This is a genomic window from uncultured Brachyspira sp. (genome assembly GCF_944393015.1).
Lineage (GTDB): Bacteria > Spirochaetota > Brachyspiria > Brachyspirales > Brachyspiraceae > Brachyspira.
The window spans coordinates 1-22,838 of the sequence record NZ_CALXYQ010000033.1 but is presented as its reverse complement, the minus strand read 5'-3'; the positions used below and the strand labels follow the sequence as shown (position 1 = coordinate 22,838).

Genomic DNA, 22,838 nt, shown 5'->3' with positions numbered 1-22,838 from the left:
TTTTATTATTTCAAATTAATTATATTTTATTTTACAACTATGTTTACAAGTTTTCCTTTAACATAAACAACTTTAACAATGTTTTTGCCGTCTGTGAATGCTTTAACTTTTTCACTTGATAACGCCTGAGTTTTTGCATCATCTTCGCTTATATTAACATCAGCTTCTACCCTATCTCTTATCTTACCATTAACTTGGAATACAAGCTCAAATGTATCATCTTTGCAATACTGTTCATCATGCTCAACCCAGCTTTCCTCAAGTATCATTTTACCAAAGTTTAATATCTGATAAAGTTCTTCTGTCATATGAGGAGCTATAGGATTAAGAAGTATTAAATATCCCCTTATAACTTCTTTAAACATAGCATAATCATCATTATTAGCTAATTTTATTACAGACATATCATTCAAAAGCTCCATCAAAGCAGCAATTGCAGTATTGAAATGGAATCTGTCTTTAATATCTATTGTAACTTTCTTAATAGTTTTATTATATTTTCTGAATAATTTTTGTCCTTCTTTTGAAAGATTATTATAGTCAAATGATTTGCCGTTTTTGAATGCTTCTTCATCTTTGTATTTAAGGAATAAGTTCCAAATTCTGTTTAAGAATCTTGAAGAACCTTTAACACCTTCATCAGACCATTCTTTATCTTTTTCAGGAGGAGCAACAAACATAACAAATATTCTAACAGCATCGGCACCGAAAAGCTCTATAATCTCAGCAGGATCAACACCATTAGCTTTTGATTTAGACATCTTTTCCATTTTTACTATTATATCTTCTTTTTTAATACTGTCTTTCTCATACTCTTTATTATTCATTTGTTCCTGAGTATAGAATTTCTTTAACTCTCTTGATTCATAGCTATTTGCTAAAACCATACCTTGAGTAAGAAGTCTATTGAAAGGCTCATCACCTTTAACAAGTCCTATATCTCTCATAAACTTGTACCAGAATCTTGAATATAAAAGGTGCATACAAGCATGTTCAATACCGCCTATATACTGATCAACTCCAAGCCAAGCATTTGCAGCTGCAGGATCGAAAGGCATTTGAGTATTATGAGCATCTGTATATCTAGCATAATACCAAGAACTGCATGTGAATGTATCCATAGTATCAGTTTCTCTTCTAGCCTTGCCGCCGCATTTAGGACAAGTAGTATTAACGAATGATTCTGATTTTTTAAGAGGGTTATCACCAACTGTAAACTCTATATCCATAGGAAGTGTTATAGGAAGTTCGCTTTCAGGAACAGGTACAACACCGCATTTTTCACAATGTACAAATGGTAAAGGATTTCCCCAATATCTTTGTCTTGATATGAGCCAATCTCTAAGTTTATATTGAACTTTCTCTTTTCCGAAACCTTTTTCTGTAGCATACTCTATAGCTCTTTTTATAGCATCTCTTGAAGAAAGTCCATTTAAAATATCTGAATTAACAACTGTACCGTCTTCAGTATAAGCCTCTATCATATTTTCAGCTTTTAAAGAATTATCAGCATTCTGTATAACAACTTTTATAGGAATATTGTATTTTTTAGCAAATTCAAAGTCCCTTTGGTCATGAGCAGGAACAGCCATTACAGCACCACTACCATACTCAGCTAAAACGAAATTAGCAGCATATAAAGGAGCTTTCTCACCATTAAATGGATTAACTACATATCTTCCAGTAAATACACCTTCTTTCTCGTAGTCTGTTTTTTGGTCAATCTTAGCAGACTTTTTAATGAACTCCTCTACAGCACTTCTTTGTTCAGGAGTACACATATCCAAAAGTCCGTCATAGTTCCAAGCTATAGCCATATAAGTAACACCATAAATAGTGTCTGGTCGAGTTGTAAATATAGGGAACTCTTTACCGTCATCTAAATTGAAATTGATATAAGCACCTACACTTCTTCCTATCCAGTTTTTCTGCATAGCTATAACATTATCAGGCCAATAACCTTCTAATAATTTTAAATCTGCATCCAATTGTTCTGCATAATCAGTAACTTTTATATACCATTGTTCAAGTTTCTTTTTAGTAACTTCTCCGTCACATCTCCAACAAGTACCTTCAGGAGTAACCTGTTCATTAGCAAGTACAGTATTACAATGATCGCACCAGTTAACATCTCCGCCTTTTCTATATAAAAGACCTTTCTCATACATTTTTAATATGAACCATTGTCCCCATTTATAATAATCAGGCAAACAAGTAGTAACTTCTCTATCCCAATCATAGGAATATCCAAGCAAGTTTAACTGCTCTTTCATATTAGCAATATTTTTCAAAGTCCATTCAGCAGGGTGAGTTTTATGTTCTATAGCAGCATTTTCTGCAGGCATACCGAAAGCGTCCCAGCCCATTGGGTGCAAAATATCATATCCTAACAGTTTATAGTATCTAGCTATAGAGTCAGCTATAGTATAATTAGAAACGTGACCCATATGCATTTTTCCAGATGGATATGGAAACATTTCTAGTACGTAATATTTTTTGTCTGTAGGTTTAGATACTGTTTTGAAAGACTGATTATCTTTCCAGAATTTCTGCCATTTCTTTTCAATGGTAGTAAAATTATATTCCATGATTAACACTCCGTAGTTTGTTTGATAGATACTATTAATTTTTATTAAAATATTAAAATTTAGTTTACATATTTTTAATGTCAAAAATTATATTGCAAATTCATATATTTTTCAAGTGATAATTAAAAATGGAAATAAATTTATTAATGAAATATTCATATTTTACTTCTATGTATATTATGAATTATTTAATAAACTTACAACTTAAGAGATTTAAAAACTAAATTATTTTTTAGAAATTTAAATTATATATAAAAATCATAAAATACAGCATTATCAACATTTATTAATATTTTTTTATTTATATTTTTATATTATCAATAGATCATATAAGTTTTTTGATATTTTTGATAATATTTTATTAAGTTTTCCATATCTTTTTTTAAAAATGATATTTTAATTTGCAACAACAAAAAAATACTAAATAATAATTATTACAATATATTATTTAGAATAATAGCATATTTTTCATAAAAAATATATTGATATATATATTATTTATTATATAATTTATATAAAATTATTTTAATGAGTATAAATATGCCACTTGTATTATCAATACTATATACCATATTTCCTATAGATTTACTTCCTGATATTTTAGGACCGATTGGTTTTTCTGATGATGTATGTATATTACTTGTAGGGGCAATAAAAACTTTTAAAAGAGTAAGATCAGGTATAAAAGCAGTAGGATTTATTGAATCAGTTTTTAATTTTATAAAAGAAGCATTGAAATTTATATTCAAATTGATATGTATAGCAATTATTATAGTAATTGGTATTTTTATAATTTCTTTTATCGTATCTTTATTTAAAGATAATTCAGATATATTTGCATCTGTTATAACTAAAATACAAACAATATATAAAGAAGCATTCAGCAAATTCATTACTATATTACCATTCAAATAATATAACAATAATTTTTTATTTATATTATAAAGTTATAATTAATATTTTAAATTTTATTACACGCCCCGCCCTTTTGTTTTTATAGACTTATTTAGAAATTCTAATTTTTACAATCTTTATAGCTAAATTAGAAATTAAAGCACCCACCCAAGCGATTATTAAATTAAAGACTAACTCTACGCACGTTCAACTAAATTTTTAATATAATAAAAATTAACATTCAAAAACCGATTTATATTTATAATGCCATTCTGCGTGCGGTGTAAAAATTCAAAATCTAAACAAATCTAGGGCGGGCGTTATAATAACAGTGAAAACTAAAAAGAATAATAGAATAATCATAACAAAGAAAACTATAAAATAAAATGGGCAGGAATTAGAATAAAATTAAATATATGAAGAAATTTAAAAAAATTGCTTGACTCTGGAGTTTACTTCAATGATATAATATAATAAATATGTTTTAAAACTAATTAATAAATATTTATAGTGTTTCATTTTAGTATTCTATAGTTTATAATTGGGGCTTTGCCCCAAACCCCAGTTCTTTTGTTGTCACAAAGAACCAAAAAGACTGCATTTTTATATATTAAACTAATGAATTATACAACATATAAAATATTTATAAAATAATATAATTATAAAAGTTATCTGTAAATAAGCTTTTAAAAAAGTTTAATAATAAAATATAAAAAGGAGATTATAAAATGAAAAAAGCTATATTGATTACAATGCTCGCAATATTATATGTGCTGTCATGTAATAATTCATCAAATGCACAAACAAGCGTAAATAATCAAAATAATAATGCGGTTAATAATCAGAATAATTCTTCAAACGCAATGTATAATCAGCAATTGAAAAAGGCTCCTATTAACATACAAACCAATGCAAATGGCAGGGTAAAAACAAGAGGCTTTGCAGCAGTTTCCGCTAATATGGATTTTAAATACCATGAGTTTACAAGGCATGCTGTAGGAAGCAATGATGTTTTGATAGAAATACTTTATGCCGGAATATGCCATAGCGATATACATGTTGTTGAAGGCAAATCAAGCAATACTCCTTTAGTGGTAGGACATGAAATAGCAGGCAGAGTTGTACAGGTTGGAAATGCTGTAACAAAATTCAAATTGGGAGATTTTGCAGGCGTAGGCTGTATGGTAAACTCATGCGGACAATGCGAAAGCTGTTTGGATAATTTAGAACAGTACTGTTTAAATAGAGCCGTTTATACTTACGGATCAAGAGACAGATTCCATAATAATGAAATCACTCAAGGCGGATACTCTGATAATATAGTGGTGTCTGAAAATTTTGCAATACTTATACCAGATAATGCAGAACTTGATAAAGTTGCTCCGCTTCTTTGTGCAGGCATTACAACTTATTCACCTATACAAGTTATGAATGTACAAAAAGGCGATAAAATAGGTATTGCTGGATTTGGAGGACTTGGTTCTATGGCTGTAAAATATGCTGTAAAATTAGGTGCTGAAGTTACAGTATTTGACATCACAGAAGATAAAAGACAGGACGCTTTAAATATGGGAGCTGTAAAATATGTTAATGTCAATAATGCAGAAGATTTAAAAAATGTTAATAACACTCTTAATTATATAATAAGTACAATTCCAGCTTATTATGATGTTAACATGTATATGCGTATGCTTAAAAGAGGCGGTACTATGTGTATATTAGGACTTCCTAGAACCTCTAAAATGCCCACTCTTATAGCAATGGTGGGACAGCATGGCAGTAAAAAATTATTCGGCTCACTCATAGGAGGCATAAAAGAAACTCAGGAAATGCTTAACTATTCTATAGAAAATAATATTTACCCTACTGTAGAGATAATAAAAGCAGATGCTCAAACAATATCTGATGCTTATAGAAAAGTTATAGACGGAAAAGTAAAATTCAGATATGTAATAGATATGCGTACTATAAATAAATAACTTATAATAATTTAATACCATATAAAAAAATAAAGGCTGTAGGTATAACACTTTCAGCCTTTTATTTTTTATATTTTTAATAGTAGATTAATTATTTATATTCTTTAAATGTATTTTTAGCACTGCCGCATATAGGACATTTATCAGGTGCTGAATTAGCTTCAACATAACCGCAAGTTTCACATAAATAATATTTCTCTGCTAATGGCTTATTATTTTGCAAATTGCTTATGGCTTGAGTAAATAAAGCATTATGTGATTTTTCTGCTTTTATTATATTATTAATCTCATTTGCCATTTCTTTTTTATTATCTTTATTTAATACTTTCAATAATTCAGGATACATTTTAGTATATTCATAATATGTCATTGATTGAGCTGATTTCAAATTTTCAATGTCTGTTCCTACTTTAGGATCCCCTACTTGAGCTTGTAAAATAGTATCTGTTATCTTATCTTGAATAGCGGCATTATATAAAATATTAGCATGCCAAGATTTTGAATCAGAAACAGCTTGAAATAAATTAACTATAGCTTTATTTTTTGAAGCTGCAGAAAATTTAGCATAAGCAAAAGAAGAATTAATTTCCATATCATAAGCTATAGACACAGCTTCTAAAGTATTATTAGCAGTTTTTGGAGTTTGAGAATATACTAAAAACTGAAAATTAAAAAAATAGAAACTATTAATAATCTTTTTAACATAAATTTCTACTCCTTACTTTATTAAATATATTTTATTATAATATATCCACAAATACAGAAAAATCATTTGATAAATATTCATCAGATATTTTTATTTGGCATTTTAAATCCAAATCTTTTACTATATCGCAAACCATATTGAATACTTCATCTTTTTTATAGTAGTAATATTTATCACCATATTTTTCTTTGCATGAAATATCAAGCAAATTGAAGCATACGCCTTTCCTAGCAGCAATTAAAAAATCTCTTACAGCATTTTTCAAAAACTCATCATTGTTTCCAAGATTAAGATTAAATATACCGGAAGAATATATATAATCAAAATCATCTTCTATATCAGCACTTTTGAAAAAATCTATAGTCATAAATTGCGGATTGATATTTTTAAATTTCTTATGCTTAGCCCTCTCAATCATCTCAGGCATTATATCAATACCAATATAATAAGTATTAATATTCTGCTTATCTATGTATTCGGCTAAATGTCCGAGTCCGCATCCCACATCAAGTAAAATTGACTTTCTTATATCGAAATGACTAAGCAAAGCAGAAAATCTAGCCTCCTGAGCGTCCTGAGATTCCCAATCCAAAACTTTATATTCCGGTATATTAAAATCTTTTACCCTTTCTATATAATGCTCTATTATTATTGATTTTTTATTGTTACTGTCCATATACCTTTCCAAAAATATTTTTTATAATTCTTTATAATTATTTTAGTGATAATTTATATATTGTTTTATGACTGTAATTTCTGTCAGCATCAAATATTATGCTTGGAAAATGCGGGAAGTTTACAGCACCCGGTAAATACTCTGTTTCAAAACAAAATGCATTATGCTTATTTAAAACTGTATTTCTAACTTCTCTATTATTAAGCATATTGCCTGAATAGAAATGCATAGCTGGTTTTGTAGTATAAAGCTCTAAAGTAATGCCTGTTTTTTCACTATGGCATGAAGCTCTTAATTTATTCAAATTATTCTCTTCTTCATTTGTATTAGATAATATATTTTTTTCATTAAATATGAAACAATTATCATAACCATTTGCTTTTTCTATATCAGCACCTATTTTTTTTGTTTTAGTAAAATCAAAAGGAGTATTTTCTGTTTTTAAAATCTCTCCTGTAGATACGCATTCATCTGTTACAGGCAAATAAAATGAAGAATCTATAAATAAATCATGATCATATATAACATCTTCCCCATTGAGATTCCAATAAGCATGATTAGTGAGGTTTATAGGTGTAGGAGCATTCACTGCAGCAAAATATTCTATTATTATTTCATTATCATCTGTTAAAGAGTATGTTATATCTATATCAGCATTGGCAGGATAACCTTCATCGCCTTCATTTGAACTATAGCTGAATAATACAGAATGATTATCCAAAACCTTAGAATCAAATTTTTGAAATGATATTCCTTTATCTCCGCCATGTAAATGATGTTTTCCATTATCATTTTTAGTTAATTTATATGTTTGTCCGTCAAGTGTGAACTCAGCATTTATGGTTCTGTTAGCTATTCTTCCAACAGAAGCACCTATATAATCATGCGGATTCAAATAAAATGAATAATCATCGCTTCCGAATGACACCTGCACTTCATTTCCATTTTTATCTTTGAAAAACACGCCAACTATTGAAGCACCAATATCTGTAAGTTTTAATATCATATCATTTTCATTTTTTAATTCATATAAAAGATATCCGTTTCCAAAATTTTTAACTTGCATAATAACAAACTCCCTATTTTATATAGTAATGCTATATTATACCATTATACAGCATTATTTCAATAATATAAAAAAACATAAAAAACATATTGATATTTATCGATATGTATGCTATATTAACACATCGATAAACTTCGATACATAAATTTAATAAGGATATTATTAATATGAAAGACTATAAAAAAGAAGCAGTAATATTCAAAGCATTCTGCGATGAAAACAGACTTCAAATATTAGATATGATCAAAAACGATGAAATATGTGCCTGCAAACTTTTGGAAGAATTAAAAATAGTGCAGTCTACATTATCTCATCATATGAAAATATTATGCGATGCTGAAGTAGTGATACCAAGAAAAGAAGGCAAATGGACTTATTACAGCATAAACAAAGAAGGTTTTGAAAGAGCAAAAGAATTATTAAATTATTACATCAAATTATAAAGATTAATTTTATACCTAAATAACTATATTTTATCAAAAATAAATTTATATTTTTGTTTTTATATATGGGGCTTTGCTGGTTCCATACACCACTTCTTTTGCGACCGAAGGAAGTACTGCGACTGAAAGGAGTACCTTTAGGTGTGGTATTGCCACAGGCGAAGCCCGCCTACGGCGAGAAGCAGCCACAGCCCGCCTCGCGAAGCGTGCCTTTGGCAGGCGAAAAGTTATATTTGAACTTAAATGTAATAAATTATTTTACATGTAAGATAATTTTAGTATTATTTAGTACTAATTTTATACTTGCATTTTTTGCAACTTTTTGCGGCGGGAAAAGTTGAATAAAAAAATGACAAACTTAAAAATTTTTTAGTATATAAAGGAAATTAAATTATGACAATAATAAAATCAATATTCATCTTTATACAAGATCAAATAATATCAATGAAATGGCTTAATACTTTAATAGGAAATATATTAAATAATTTTGCCTTATCAGAAACAGTTAAAGGGATAATACAATTTTTTATTTATGATCTTATAAAAATATTTGTGTTGTTATCAGTTCTTATATTTTGTATATCATATATTCAATCTTATTTTCCACCTGAAAGAACAAAAAAATACTAAGCAGATTTAAAGGCATATCAGCAAATATATTGGCTGCCCTTTTCGGTACTGTTACACCATTTTGCTCATGCTCATCAATACCGCTTTTTATAGGATTTACTTCTGCAGGAATACCTATTTCAATGACATTTTCATTTTTAATATCATCGCCTCTTGTAGACTTAGCTTCTTTAATACTTTTATCAAGCATATTCGGTATGAAGATTGCAATTGCTTACGTGATTGTGGGACTTGTACTTGCTGTTGCCGGAGGTACTTTAATAGGTAAACTTAAAATGGAAAAATATTTAGAAGACTTTATAAAAAATATAAAAGTAAATAATACAGAAATAGCAATACAAACTATGACTAAAAAAGAAAGATTAATATATTCAAAAGAACAGGTTATAGAAACTATAAAAAAAGTCTATTTATATATTTTTGTAGGAGTTGGAATTGGAGCTTTTATTCATAATGTTATACCATCTGAATGGATAAATACAATACTAGGAAAAAATAATTGGTATTCTGTGCCTTTAGCTTCTTTGGTAGGAATTCCAATGTATGCAGATATATTCGGAACTTTGCCTATAGCAGAGAGTTTATTTTATAAAGGTGCGGGACTTGGTACTATTCTATCATTCATGATGTCAGTTACTGCCTTATCTCTGCCTTCTATTATTATGCTTAAAAAAGCAGTTAAAATGCCTCTTTTAATATTTTTTGTATTTATAGTAACTTTAGGAATAATTATTATTGGATATTTATTTAATAATTTTTATTTTCTATTTGTATAATTAAATCTTTAATAAAAATGAATAATAAAAAACTATAAAAAGGAGTAAATTATGTTTTTCAATAACAATAAAAAATCACAATGCAGCTGCGGAGGCTTATGTCAAACATCATCCGAAGAAAATGCAAGAATAAAAATATTAGGTACAGGCTGTAATAACTGTAAAAAATTGGAAGAAAACACATTGAAAGCTTTGAAAGATATGGGACTTAATTTAACAGTGGGACATGTTTATAATATAGAAAAAATAGCTGCCTATGGAGTTATATCCACACCTAGCCTAGTATTAGATGAAAATGTATTATCTTATGGTAAAGTACTAAATAAAGACGAAATAATAGAACTATTAAAAGATAAATTGTAAAAAATGTATGATTTTTTTCAATTTTAAATTTGCAATTATTTTATATATACCTATAATATGTATATGCTAACTTTGGAGGTATATTATGGCTATAGAAAAAATACAATTTGGCTGAGGATGTTTGCCTGACCCTCTAGAGGATGAGGGTATAGAAAGAGAAGTAGAAAAAATACTGCTTTTAGGTAATGATGATGAAAATTCTCTTAACATGCTTGATAATTTAAGAAGAGCTATATTGGATTTAAATTTGGACTTATCCATAAAATATACAGACAGTAAAGGAACTATGTCATATTATGGTGTTATGACTTTGCCTGCTCTTATTGTTAATGATGAACTTATATCTTATGGAGAAGTTTTGGATAGGGAAAAAATAGTAAATATTTTAAAAGAAAAATTATAAATATTAAAAAATTTTTAAGGAGATAACATGTCATTAAAAGATATTTTATTCGGAAAAGGCGGATGCGGCTGAGGACCTGCTATTAACCCCTTCGTTGAAGAGGAAACAACAAAAGAATCGCCTATAGAGGCTAGAGTAAAAATATTAGGCACAGGATGTTCTAATTGCAAAAAATTAGAAGAAAATACAATAGCTGCCATAGAAGAAGCAAAACTTGATTTAGCTATTAAATATGTGGAAGATATGGCTGAAATAGCTTCTTATGGAGTAATGTCTACTCCTGCCCTATTATTAGATGATAAAGTTCTTTCTTATGGTAAAGTATTAAGCAAAGAAGAAATCATCAAAATTCTAAAAGAAAATCTATAATATTTTTTTTATTCTCTAATATCAAAAGGAAGGTTAAATATTCATATATTTAACCTTTCTTGTTTATATAGCATAGATACTGTCTAAAAATAAATACAAATCTTTGCATAAATAATTATGTTATTTACTTTAATAATTAAGCATGATAGATTATTAATTATAGTTTTACATTTTACGGAGTTTTTTATGTTAGAAAAATATATACAAAATAAAATAATACCTGTAGTAGTTATTGAAAATGAAGAAGAAATAAGAAACGTAGCAGAACTTTGTTTGGAATTTCTTCCTTCTATAGAATTAACTCTTAGAACAGAATACGGATACAAAGCTTTAGAAATATTAGCCAAAGACTACCCTCAACTTCCAAGATCTGCTGCTACTGTTTTAAATACAGAACAAGTTGATAGAATACTTGATTTGGGAACTAATATAATAATAAGCCCAGGATTTCAGCCTATAATGCTAGAATATGCCAAAAAGAAAAATTATCATTATATACCAGGTGCTGCAACTCCTTCTGAGATTGAACAATGTTTAGCTTACGGACATAAATATATAAAATTTTTCCATGCTGGTTTATACGGAGGCATTAATTGGATAAAAAATATAGCTCCGGTTTATCAGCATACAGGAGTAAAATTTATGCCTTTGGGCGGAGTAAGTATTGATAATGTAAAAGAATATTTGCAAAACAAAAATGTATTTGCATGCGGAGGCTCTTGGTTATGTCCTAGAAATCTAATGGAAGAAAAAAATTGGAAAGAGATAAAAAGAAGATTTGAAGAAGCTCATAATTTAATAAAAGAGCTAGGAATTTAATAAAACTTTTTTATGTTATTTTTATATACTTTATATATAAGTGAATATAAATTTGTATAAAATAAATTTGCATTCACTTATTATTTTTTGTATAATTTCAAAGTATAATTTTTAATATTAGGACAGTTTATAATATGATTAGCAAAGAAAACAAATATTTTTATAGTGCATTGAATAATATTCAAAATAAAAAATATGATGAAGCTATTAACGATCTGCTTAAAGTTATAGAAATAGATAATGATAATTTAGATGCTTATCATAATTTGGCTAGAGTTTATTATGAAATAAAAGATTATGATAAAGCTATAGAAACTTATAATAAATCTATTGAAATATATCCTCATGACAGCGATACTTATTATTACAGGGCTGAAGTTTATATTGATAAAGAAGATTATGATAAAGCTATAGAAGATTTAGAAAAAGCTATTGTAAAAAATAAAGCCTATTCTGATGCTTATTATTTAATGTCAGTAGCATACAGAAAAAAGAAAAAATACAAAAAAGCAATAAAATATCTAAAAGAAACATTAGAGTTCAACTATGAAGATTATATAGCATATTATGATTTATATAAGCTATATAGCATACTTTCAAATCATGAAAAAAAAGATGAAAAAAAAGAAAAGTATATTCTCAAATCTCAAAAATATTTGAAAAAATCAGCAGATTTAGGATATGAAAAAGCTATAGAAAAAATAAATAATGAGGATATCAATAAATAGAAATTTTAATAATTTTAAACTTTAATCATATTTTTATATATTATAAAATATAAAAAAAGAATTTACTTGCAATATTATAAATATAAAATATTATATAATATAGGTAAATTAGTAAATAAAGGAGATTATAATATGTCCAAAAAAGTTTTAGTACCTTTAGCTGAAGGATTTGAAGAAATAGAGGCTATCACTATTGTTGATGTTTTAAGAAGAGCAAATATAGAAGCAGTAACTGCTTCTTTAACTGATAATTTAGAAGTAAAAGGTTCTCACAATATTTTTGTAAAAGCAGATACAACTCTAGAAAAAATAATGAATTATGATTTTGATGCTATAGCTCTTCCAGGCGGAATGATAGGTATGAATAATTTAAAAGCAGATATGAGAGTTTTAGAAAAAATCAGAAATATGCATGAAAGTAAAAAGTTAGTATCAGCAATATGTGCATCCCCTATAGTATTAGGTGAGGCTGGCGTTATAAATGGAAAATATACTTGCTATCCTAGCTGTGAAATTTATGTGAAAGGCGGCGAATATGTAGAAAAAGATTTAGTAGTTTGTAATGATAATGTTATTACATCAAAAGGTCCTGCTACTACAGTATTCTTTGCTTTAGAAATAGTGAAATATTTAAATGGATCTAATGAAGAATTAGCAAATGCTTTATTAATACCATTGATTAGATAATTATAAAAAATAAAAAAGTTGAGGTGTAAATGAAAGTTATTATACCAGCAGCCGGAGAAGGCACAAGATTAAGACCGCATACTATTACAAAACCAAAACCAATACTCCCTATAGCAGGTTCTACAATTATTGATTTTATTATGACTGAAATATCTTCTATACAGGACTTGGAAGAAGTAATATTTATAGTAGGTTATTTAAAAGATCAAATGATCGAATATCTAACTGAAAAATATAAAAATATTAAACTTACATTTATAGAACAAAAAGAGTATAAAGGTTTAGCTCATGCAATATCGCTTACAAAAGAACATATAAAAGATGATGACAAAATATTTATCATTTTAGGAGATACTATATTCAAATTAAATCTTTCGAATATAGTAAGTAAAAATGAAAATTCTCTTGGAGTATGTGAAGTTGATAATCCAAGCAGATTTGGAGTAGCAGTATTAAATGAGCAAGGCGTTATAACAAAATTAGTTGAAAAACCACAAGAACCTATAAGTAACTTAGCTCTTACAGGTATGTATAATATAGTTAATACTAAAGAATTATTTGAATCTATAGATTATATTATTAAAAATGATATAAAAACTAAAAATGAATATCAGCTTACAGATGCTTTAGAATATATGATAAAAAACTCAATCATATTTAAAACATTTAAACTAGACGGCTGGTATGACTGCGGTGAAAAATCTACTATGATAGAAACAAATAAATCTATCATTAAACATGACATATTAAGTAAAGGTATAAAAGACACTGCTATAATACCTCCTGTATTCATAGACAAAGATGTAAAAATAGAAAATTCTGTAATAGGTCCTTATGTGCATATTGGAAAGAATTCTAAAATAGAAAATTCCATATTAAAAAACAGCATTATATTTGAAGAAGTTAATATATCTAATGCATTTATGGAAAATTCTATAATATCTGAAAAAGTTACATATAAAGGAAAAACTCATTCAATGGATATAGGTGCCTCCATAACTATAGAACAAAATTAATAATATTTGAAATATTAAAAAAGGAAGCTCTCATTATAAATATGGCAGCTTCCTTTTATTTTTATAATGTAGCATTCATAAAAGCCATTACAATAAACTGCAAGAAACTCACAAATAAAAATATTCCTGTATCCATTATTAAAAGTGAATAAGGATAATTAGTGAGAAGTATTGAAAATCTCACTTTATCTGCTATTATCAAAGATGAATATGTTAAAAATCCTATGATTAGTTTTAAATGCTCTTTCAGAGGCACAAAATGAGAAAATACCATAAAAAATAATGCTATGAGTAAACTTTGAATAAAAGAAAAAAACTCAAAATAATACATCATTTTTATTCTATTATTCCAATTACGAACGCCAGGCAATATCTCTCTTCTATAATAGAATTTTTTAACCGATTGAAATTCTAATACGAATCTTGTAGCTAAAAATCTAACTACATAACAAGCTAAAACAAATTCCAAATATTTTACTATTATATTTTCCATAATCAAAAATTATATAAATACCATTCATCACAATTCTTACAGAAATCTAATTTCTTGCAAACATTATCAATGAAATAATTTTCAAGTCTCTTCCATATATTATCTATATCCTCTTCATATATAGAAGCTATTTTCTTTTCTTTGTTTATATCAAATCTGCAAATATAGATGTCTCCGTAACTATCTATAAATAAATCTCTAGCCAAATGCCAGCAGCCTATATTAATAATAGGAGCCATATCCCCTACTCTATTATCATCTATAATACCTCTGTAATTATAATATTTCTGCATTATGATATCAACTTTGTACTTATCGAAATATTTATAATATGAAGCTAAATAATCAAAATTATCTTTTTGCTTAGTTATCTGCAAATAAGTATTTTTAGGTTCTCTAAGCAAATAATAGTCTATATTAGACATGATAGTTTTTATATCGCCATTATCATATATCTTATTATAAACATCTTCTTCTACAGTATCTAAATGTATTATAACATAAAGATTATTTCTCTCTGATTGCATAGATAATAATTTCTTGGCATTATCGCTGTCAAGAAGCAATGCATTAGTTTCTAAATATACATTAACATTTTTATTTCTTGTAGAATATTCTAATATATCAAAAACATCTTTATTCAAAAGAGGTTCATAATAACTTCCTATAGACATATTTAAATCGCCGCAAAAATTATAAAGTTTATCATAAATAGTTTTAAACTCATCTAAAGTAATATTCTTTTCTTCTTTTGAAAGCTCATTTTTTATAACTTCATTCTTTAACAAATATTTATTCAATACATTTTGTCTATTATTAATATCTATTTCTAAATAAGAAGGCAATGTTCTCCTAATACTTGGATTTTCTTCTATTGCTTTCACCATTTCATTATAATTTTTATAATTGATGAGTTTTTTTATTAAAATAGAATTTCTTTTACTATCAGCAAATAGAGAAAGTCTGTAATATCTCATATCATGTTCAGATATAAGTATTTCTATTTCAAAAAAATTAGGATCAACAAATACAATATTGTTTATAGCATTTTCAGATACTTTAATATCTTTAGTTTTTATTATATTAAATAATTTCTCAAAAGCAGTTCTTCTTATTATAAAAGGTACTATGCCTGAAGGATAATTTTCACCATAACTAAAATATGATATATTTTCTTCATGTATCTTAGTTAATTTCACTGTTTCATCTTCATTAAATAAAGGCATATTTCCCGGTATATAAATTATATTGTCATAATTTTCGCTTTCTTTATATATGTTATTCAAATAATTTTCTATTTTTTCAAGATCATTATTTTCTATATATTTAACATCGCAATTTAATTTCTCTTTTAAAATATTAATCTTATCATTAAAGATACTATCAAATTCTTTAGAAAACTCATTGGAAAAAGTTTTATCAGCTAATATTAAAAAACTCATCTTTTACCTCTTATAAAAATTAATTAAATATAATCCATAATATTATCAGGACTTCTTGATATCAAACCGCATACTTTGCATATATACAAACTCTTTTCTGCATTATTATCATAATCAAGAACATCTATATCCTGCAAATTACTAATATCATTATTTACTATCTTCGATAAATTAGAAGCTCCGCAATAGGAACATCTGTAAATTAAATCTTCTGATATATCATCTATATATATTCTTTCATATCGTTTATATTTTGATGAAAATCTTATTCTGTTATTTATATATCTATGAGGAAAAATTTCTATGTATTCTTCCAAAGTAATTTTTTTTAAAGAATTAGATTTTATATTATCTATTTCATTTTTACCTATCATTAAAGAACTAAACTGATTCATAGAAATATTATGTAAATTAATCAAATCATTAAATACTTCATTAGTAAGTTCATAATTATCTAAAGTTATATATTCAGGATAATCGCTTACAATAAGTTTTAATTCTTCTCTGTTTTCTTTAAAATATCCGAATTCACCAAATAAATATTTATCATCTTTATGATATGCAAATAATCCAATCAAAGAATCATAAGTTTCATAAGAATCATTTCCGCTATAAGAATAATCCGCATACAAAACATTATCAAAACTTTTTATATATCTAATAACAGGATCATCATCATATAATTTATGAATAATTTTTTCTTCGCCTAATATATTTTCTATATCTTTCATAAATAACTCATAAAGTATTAATCAGAATATGAAGCAAGCATATCTTCTTGTTCTTTTTTAAATAAAGCATCAGTTATCTCTGTAATTTCACCATCCATAAATCTATCTAATTTATAAAGAGTAACATTTATTCTATGATCTGTAACTCTGTTTTGAGGGAAATTATAAGTTCTTATTCTTTCACTTCTATCTCCTGAACCAATCTGCTCTCTTCTTTCTTTAGCTTCTTTTGCCTTTCTCTCAGCTTCTTCTTTCTCGTATATTCTAGCACGAAGAACTTTCAATGCCTTTGCCTTATTCTTATGCTGACTCTTTTCATCTTGACACTGCACAACTAATCCAGTAGGTAAATGCGTAATTCTAACGGCACTGTCAGTGGTATTAACAGACTGTCCTCCCGGTCCGCTTGAACGGAATATATCAACTCTTATATCTTCATCTTTTATAACAACATCGCTTTCCATAGCTTCAGGCATAACCGCAACAGTAGAAGCTGATGTATGTATTCTTCCTCCTGACTCTGTAGCAGGTATTCTCTGTACTCGATGAGTTCCGCTTTCAAATTTCAATGTTCTGTAAGCATCTTTTCCGGATACCGAAAATATAACCTCTTTATATCCTCCAAGCTCTGTAGGACTAGTATCTATTATTTCCATTTTTAAATTAGTTCTTTCTATAAAACGAGTATACATTCTAAATAAATCGCCTACAAATAAAGCAGATTCATCTCCTCCTGTACCTACTCTAATCTCAACTATAATATTCTTTCCGTCATTTTTATCTTTGGGAAGTAAAAGAAGTCTAAGACCATTTATTATATCTTCTTTTTTTTGATTAAGTTCCTCTATCTCTAATAATGCCATGTCTTTAAGCTCTTTATCAGTATCAGGATTATTAATCATCTCATTGGATTCATCTATTTCTTTTAATACTACTTTTAATTTTTTATATTCTTCAACAATATCTTCTATCTCTGACTTTTTTTTCATCAAATCCTGTATAACTCTATTATCCTTTATATTGGCATCATTAAGTTTCTGTACTATATCTTCATAAGTTTTTTCTACCAATGACAGTTTATCAATTATTGACATAAAATAAATTCCACTCCAAAAAATAAGTATAATTATATACAAATAATGATATTTATCAACTATTATAACTTTTCTTAATTATTCAAATTATTTACTTACACTATTAAAATTAGCTTTAAAATCTATATTAACATGTGTATAATTAGAATTAATAGTAGAACCTATTATTATACTGTTAGGATAACTCCAAGTCCTTAAAGGTATATTGAAATATCTTAATATATTCTGAGATTTTGCAAGCTGTATAGTAAATATATAATCAGGATTGATATTTTTTGATATCTGAGATTTTATATATGTGTCTAAAGATTCCCCATCATAAACACTGTCTATAATAGTTTCCATAGCCTTTTCATTCTCGCTTACAAAATATACTTTATCTATAAAAGTATAATAGAACATGTTTCCATTATTTAAATCATAAGAATATATATAACTATTATTATAATTTCTTTCTTTTTTAATGAGATTAGGATATTTTTCTAATAATGCCACTTCTAATTTAGGAAGCAAAGCAGTATCATTTTCTATATTAAAAATCATTACAGGGTATATCAATTCAGATCTTTTTGATTCTATATATGCCACAGCCATCTCGCCATACAAATCATTTATAATGCTTCCAAATGAATAAACATCATTCATCTTTGTAAATAAATTGTATAATTCAGAATATAATTTATTATTATGATCCATTTTCAAATCATTATACATTATAGGATAAAGCCCTGCCAAGTATGATTTCAAAGCAAAATACATAACAGTTCTTTCCTTAGGTAAATAATTCTGTATATCTATAGCATCTTCTAAACCATAAAGAGAATATCTTTCAGAACCGCCGTACTCATAATCAACAAAAATATCCATTAATCCATTATCATTATTTATCTTAGCATTCCCATATATTGAATATGCATTATCAAAAAATTGTAATGGAGTAAATAGTAAAGAGCCTTCACATTTATTATAATCAAAAAGCTGTTTATTAACATAGAAGGAAATATCTGATTCATATTTGTTTTCAACATTATTAAGTAATTTTATTTCACTAATGCCGTCAGTGTCAGAGTTTAAAAAATCAATTAATTTCTTTATATGATTATAATTTTTAGTAACTATTAAAAGCCCTTTATAGAAATTAAAGAATAAATAAGGACTTCCATTATCTAAAGCATATATTCTGCTTCCATTATAATTAATTTTTTTTACTTCATAAGTAATATTATCTATAGTTAAATTTTCAGAATTAAAAAAAGATTTAAATATGAAAGAATTCAATCTTCCTATATCAAATAAATAAAAAATTTCAGAATTATCTAAATTTCCATTATAGCCCCAAAAAAGTAAAGCAGCATTTCTTCTCAATATTGGTTTAGAAGCCATTTTAACCAAAAAATTATCATTTGTTCTCAATCTGTCAGCAAATGCATCTGCCTTTCTAAGCAAAATAGAAAAATCATACATAGATTCATCATGTGATATTCTATAAGCATATATAGAGTCAGAAAATTTAAGCACACTTTTATCTAAACTTTTAACACTTACATAAGCGATATTATCTTTAGGCATTTTTACTTCAGACATATTTTTTTTATGAAGCCCATAAGGAAAATACCCAAATATAATAAATAAAGAAATTATTACAATTAATATAATAGATAATATAAAAAATAACTTAATCTGTCTTTGTCTTTTAATACTAACCATAAAAAATTATTTCCTTATTTATATTATCTATATTATTTTTATCTTCGTCAAAATTTAAAAATGGTTTAATAAAAAAACCGATTCAAGTTTATCACCTGAATCGGTCTTTATTATATAGCTTAATAAATAATTATTGTTTATTATTTATTAATAGATTCAACTATAGCGTCTACTAAAGCGTCCATTTCACCAACGTTAGCAGCTTTCATAGAAGAAGAAACTGAAACTTGAGCATCTAAGATTTCACATTGTTTCAAGTTATTTTCAATGAATTCCTGCATTAAAGCACCAGATTTAGGAGCCCAAGAACCATTTTCTATGATAGCAAACTTACGTTTTTGAACGTTAAGAGCTCTCATATCATCTAAATAACTATGCATTGGAGGGTAAATATTAAGGTTGTAAGTAACAGAAGCTAATACAACATGGCTTAATTTGAAAGTATCAGCGATCAAGTAAGAAACATGAGTGCTAGATACGTCATGCATAGCTATATTAGTAACACCTTTTTCAGCTAATTTAGCAGCTAAAACGCCAACCATATTTTCAGTATTACCATACATAGAAGCATATACGATTAATACACCTTTTTCTTCAGGCTCATAAGTACTCCATTTGTTGTATTTATCAAGGATATAACCTAGATTGTTTCTCCAAATAGGTCCATGTAAAGGACAGAACATTTTAATTTTATCAATAATTCCGCCAGCTTTTTTGAGCAAGTTTTGTACGTGAGGGCCATATTTACCAACGATGTTAGTATAATATCTTCTAGCCTCATCTAACCAATCTCTGTCGAAGTTAACTTCGTCATTGAATAATCTTCCGTCTAAAGCGATGAAAGAACCGAAAGCATCAGCAGAGAATAATACTCCATTAGTAGTATCAAAAGTAACCATAGCTTCTGGCCAGTGTACCATTTGAGCAGCTACGAAAGCAACTTCGTGTTTACCGAATTTTTTGCTGTCGCCTTCTTTTACTTGTTCTTTTTTGTCTTCAGGAATAGTGAAGCCGAACTGATCCATAAACATGAAAGCTTTTTCAGTAGCTATAACTTTAGTTTCAGGGTGTCTGATTAAAACTTCATCTATAGAAGCAGCGTGGTCTGGTTCCATGTGGTTAATAACCATATAGTCAAGTTTTTTACCATTTAAAACATATTCTAAGTTATCTAAGAATTGTCTGCAAACAGCCCAGTCAACTGTATCAAAAAGAACTGTTTTTTCATCTAAAAGAACATAAGAGTTATAAGAAACACCTTTAGTTAAAGGGTGTACATTTTCAAATAGAGCCAAGCGATGTTCATTCGCTCCAACCCAATATAAATCTTCAGTAACTTTTCTAACGCAATGCATTATTTTTCCTCCTCAAAAAATTATTAATAATTAAGTTTATATTTTAAGCCTTAATGAAGTTAGCTTTTTCTTCACTACATTCAGGACATACCCATTCATCTGGAAGAGCTGTAAAGTCTGTACCTGGAGCTATTTCAGATTCTGGATCACCAATAAATGGATTATACTCATAACCACAACCGCTACATACATAGATTTTAGGTAATTCGATTGTTTTCTTAGGAGTAATCTTTTTCATTTTCTTATATGGTACTTCTGCAGGTTTCTTAGCACCAGTATCAAGAGCTTTAGTTAACAATGGAAGGATCTCTTTAACATCTCCAACGATACCATAGTCAGCATTTTTGAAGATTTTAGCAGAACCTTTAACGTTGATAGCTACGATGATAGAAGCGTTTTTGATACCTTTTAAGTGTTGGTTAGCACCTGAAATACCGCAAGCTATGTATAAGTTACCATTGAATTTTTGACCTGACATACCAACATATCTGATGATAGGTAAGTATTTCAATTCTTCAGCAACAGGACGAGAACAACCTATAGCAGCACCAGCAGCTTTAGCTAAGTCCTCAACAAGTTTCATATTTTCTTTAGCACCGATACCTTTACCAGCAGAAACAACTCTTTCAGCATTAACAATAGGAGTATTAATATCAATACCTACAGAGAAGTCAATTCCATCTTTCTTAAGAGCAGCTACTAAAGCGTCAACTTTATCTTGAGCTGAACCTTCTTTGAAGATGATATTTCTTCTTTCACCAGTAATAGGACCTTTTTTAGCCATAGGACCAGCAGCAGCAACAGGAGCTTTAGGCATTTTACCAAGTATAGCAGCAGAAATAACAACTTTTTGTATTTCACTTGTACCTTCGTAAATAGTACAGATCTTAGCATCACGATAAGCTCTTTCTACTATATAAGCACCTTTAATGTATCCGTTACCACCATGGATTTGAAGAGCTTGGTTAACAACTTCTAAACCTATTTCAGAAGCATATAATTTAGCCATAGCAGATTCAGTACCATAAGGTTCATGTCTGTCTTTCATAGCAGCAGCACTGTAGATAAGAAGTCTAGCAGCACGTAATTTAGTAGCCATATCAGCAAGTTTGAAAGCGATAGCTTGTTGCTGAGCGATAGGACGTCCGAACTGTATTCTTTCTTTAGAATAAGCTACAGCAGCTTCATAAGCACCTTGAGCGATACCTAATGCTTGAGCAGCAATACCAATACGTCCGCCGTCAAGAGTCTGCATAGCAATTTTGAATCCTTGACCTTCTTTACCAAGCAAGTTTTCTTTAGGAACTTTAACGTTATCGAAAAGTAACTGAGCTGTAGCAGAAGCACGAATACCTAATTTGTCGTATTTTTCACCGAATTCAAAGCCTTCCCAGCCTTTTTCAACGATGAAAGCACTGATACCTTTTGTTCCGATACCAGGAGTAGTAACAGCAAATACTACATAACTTTCAGCTTCTATAGAGTTAGTTATGAATATTTTTTCACCATTTAATATATAGTGATCGCCTTTTAATTCAGCAGTAGTTTCTGTACCGCCTGCATCAGATCCAGCTTCTGGTTCAGTTAAACCGAAAGCACCTAATTTTTTACCTTCAGCAAGAGGAACTAAATATTTTTTCTTTTGCTCTTCAGTACCGAAAGCATAGATAGGATAACTACCTAAAGAACAATGAGCTGATAAAATTACGCCCATACTTCCATCTACTCTTGAAAGTTCTTCTACAGCTATAGCATAAGCAATATTATCAAATCCTGCTCCGCCGTATTTTGTTTCAAAAGGCAAACCCATAATATCTAATCCGCCTTTACCTAATTGTTTTACAGCTTCTGTTGGGAATTTACCTGTTTGATC

At 27.9% G+C, this 22,838-nt stretch carries 21 protein-coding genes and 1 pseudogene; 11 read left to right on the top strand and 11 right to left on the bottom strand.

The genetic code is table 11. The annotated features are described in order from the left end of the window. Window positions 1–26 precede the first annotated feature (26 nt). Window positions 27–2,588 (bottom strand): leucine--tRNA ligase, encoded by a 2,562-nt coding sequence (leuS, locus tag Q0K19_RS10845; protein ID WP_297247822.1) that lies wholly within the window; start codon window positions 2,586–2,588, stop codon window positions 27–29. 540 nt (window positions 2,589–3,128) lie between these two features. On the opposite strand from leuS, the gene Q0K19_RS10840 reads away from it, so the two are divergent. Continuing rightward, a complete protein-coding gene (locus Q0K19_RS10840; protein ID WP_297247820.1) occupies window positions 3,129–3,503 on the top strand; it encodes a DUF1232 domain-containing protein in 375 nt (124 codons plus the stop codon). A 707-nt stretch (window positions 3,504–4,210) separates the two neighbouring features. After that, window positions 4,211–5,461 (top strand): NAD(P)-dependent alcohol dehydrogenase, encoded by a 1,251-nt coding sequence (locus tag Q0K19_RS10835; protein WP_297247818.1) that lies wholly within the window; start codon window positions 4,211–4,213, stop codon window positions 5,459–5,461. 91 nt (window positions 5,462–5,552) lie between these two features. Here the strand turns inward: Q0K19_RS10835 and Q0K19_RS10830 are convergent, their stop codons facing one another. The 3 genes from Q0K19_RS10830 to Q0K19_RS10820 form a co-directional block, all read right to left on the bottom strand. Further along, window positions 5,553–6,071 (bottom strand): ferritin family protein, encoded by a 519-nt coding sequence (locus tag Q0K19_RS10830; RefSeq protein WP_297247816.1) that lies wholly within the window; start codon window positions 6,069–6,071, stop codon window positions 5,553–5,555. A gap of 130 nt (window positions 6,072–6,201) precedes the next feature. Further along, window positions 6,202–6,843, bottom strand: a complete 642-nt coding sequence (locus Q0K19_RS10825; RefSeq protein WP_297247814.1) for a class I SAM-dependent methyltransferase — start codon at window positions 6,841–6,843, stop codon at window positions 6,202–6,204. Between the two features lie 37 nt (window positions 6,844–6,880). Further along, window positions 6,881–7,909, bottom strand: a complete 1,029-nt coding sequence (locus Q0K19_RS10820) for an aldose epimerase family protein (RefSeq protein WP_297247812.1) — start codon at window positions 7,907–7,909, stop codon at window positions 6,881–6,883. Window positions 7,910–8,076: 167 nt separating this feature from the next. Between Q0K19_RS10820 and Q0K19_RS10815 the strand changes: the two genes are divergently transcribed. The 9 genes and pseudogenes from Q0K19_RS10815 to Q0K19_RS10770 all read left to right on the top strand — a co-directional run bounded on the left by Q0K19_RS10815 (window position 8,077) and on the right by Q0K19_RS10770 (window position 14,143). After that, a complete protein-coding gene (locus Q0K19_RS10815; protein ID WP_297247810.1) occupies window positions 8,077–8,352 on the top strand; it encodes a helix-turn-helix transcriptional regulator in 276 nt (91 codons plus the stop codon). A 393-nt stretch (window positions 8,353–8,745) separates the two neighbouring features. Continuing rightward, window positions 8,746–9,758 (top strand): annotated as a pseudogene (locus tag Q0K19_RS10805) (permease). A 51-nt stretch (window positions 9,759–9,809) separates the two neighbouring features. Further along, the gene (locus tag Q0K19_RS10800; protein ID WP_297247803.1) at window positions 9,810–10,121 is read left to right on the top strand and encodes a thioredoxin family protein; all 312 of its coding nucleotides are present in this window, start codon (window positions 9,810–9,812) and stop codon (window positions 10,119–10,121) included. Window positions 10,122–10,206: 85 nt separating this feature from the next. Next, a complete protein-coding gene (gene sec1 / locus Q0K19_RS10795) occupies window positions 10,207–10,524 on the top strand; it encodes a thioredoxin-like selenoprotein Sec.1 (RefSeq protein ID WP_204368163.1) in 318 nt (105 codons plus the stop codon). Window positions 10,525–10,551: 27 nt separating this feature from the next. Further along, the gene (gene sec2 / locus Q0K19_RS10790) at window positions 10,552–10,893 is read left to right on the top strand and encodes a thioredoxin-like selenoprotein Sec.2 (protein WP_297247799.1); all 342 of its coding nucleotides are present in this window, start codon (window positions 10,552–10,554) and stop codon (window positions 10,891–10,893) included. 186 nt (window positions 10,894–11,079) lie between these two features. Further along, window positions 11,080–11,712: a bifunctional 4-hydroxy-2-oxoglutarate aldolase/2-dehydro-3-deoxy-phosphogluconate aldolase gene (locus Q0K19_RS10785; protein WP_297247797.1), complete on the top strand. Its 633-nt coding sequence runs from the start codon at window positions 11,080–11,082 to the stop codon at window positions 11,710–11,712. A gap of 107 nt (window positions 11,713–11,819) precedes the next feature. Then, entirely contained in the window at window positions 11,820–12,440 is a 621-nt protein-coding gene (locus Q0K19_RS10780) for a tetratricopeptide repeat protein (RefSeq protein ID WP_367172160.1), read from the top strand. Between the two features lie 132 nt (window positions 12,441–12,572). After that, on the top strand, window positions 12,573–13,127 hold the full coding sequence (locus Q0K19_RS10775; protein WP_297247793.1) for a DJ-1 family glyoxalase III: 555 nt from the start codon (window positions 12,573–12,575) through the stop codon (window positions 13,125–13,127). Between the two features lie 29 nt (window positions 13,128–13,156). Continuing rightward, window positions 13,157–14,143 (top strand): sugar phosphate nucleotidyltransferase, encoded by a 987-nt coding sequence (locus Q0K19_RS10770; protein WP_297247791.1) that lies wholly within the window; start codon window positions 13,157–13,159, stop codon window positions 14,141–14,143. 61 nt (window positions 14,144–14,204) lie between these two features. Here the strand turns inward: Q0K19_RS10770 and Q0K19_RS10765 are convergent, their stop codons facing one another. From Q0K19_RS10765 to Q0K19_RS10730, 7 genes are all read right to left on the bottom strand, one after another. After that, window positions 14,205–14,636, bottom strand: a complete 432-nt coding sequence (locus tag Q0K19_RS10765) for a hypothetical protein (protein ID WP_297247789.1) — start codon at window positions 14,634–14,636, stop codon at window positions 14,205–14,207. Between the two features lie 2 nt (window positions 14,637–14,638). Beyond that, window positions 14,639–16,078: a spiro-SPASM protein gene (locus tag Q0K19_RS10760; protein WP_297247787.1), complete on the bottom strand. Its 1,440-nt coding sequence runs from the start codon at window positions 16,076–16,078 to the stop codon at window positions 14,639–14,641. Window positions 16,079–16,101: 23 nt separating this feature from the next. Further along, entirely contained in the window at window positions 16,102–16,809 is a 708-nt protein-coding gene (locus tag Q0K19_RS10755) for a hypothetical protein (protein ID WP_297247786.1), read from the bottom strand. 17 nt (window positions 16,810–16,826) lie between these two features. Next, window positions 16,827–17,903: a peptide chain release factor 1 gene (prfA, locus tag Q0K19_RS10750; protein ID WP_041177460.1), complete on the bottom strand. Its 1,077-nt coding sequence runs from the start codon at window positions 17,901–17,903 to the stop codon at window positions 16,827–16,829. Between the two features lie 87 nt (window positions 17,904–17,990). After that, window positions 17,991–19,610: a hypothetical protein gene (locus Q0K19_RS10745; RefSeq protein ID WP_297247783.1), complete on the bottom strand. Its 1,620-nt coding sequence runs from the start codon at window positions 19,608–19,610 to the stop codon at window positions 17,991–17,993. A gap of 140 nt (window positions 19,611–19,750) precedes the next feature. Continuing rightward, window positions 19,751–20,965: an FprA family A-type flavoprotein gene (locus Q0K19_RS10740; RefSeq protein WP_048593441.1), complete on the bottom strand. Its 1,215-nt coding sequence runs from the start codon at window positions 20,963–20,965 to the stop codon at window positions 19,751–19,753. Between the two features lie 43 nt (window positions 20,966–21,008). Further along, a partial coding sequence (locus Q0K19_RS10730; protein WP_367172158.1) for an acyl-CoA dehydrogenase family protein occupies window positions 21,009–22,838 on the bottom strand: 1,830 nt, incomplete at its 5' end.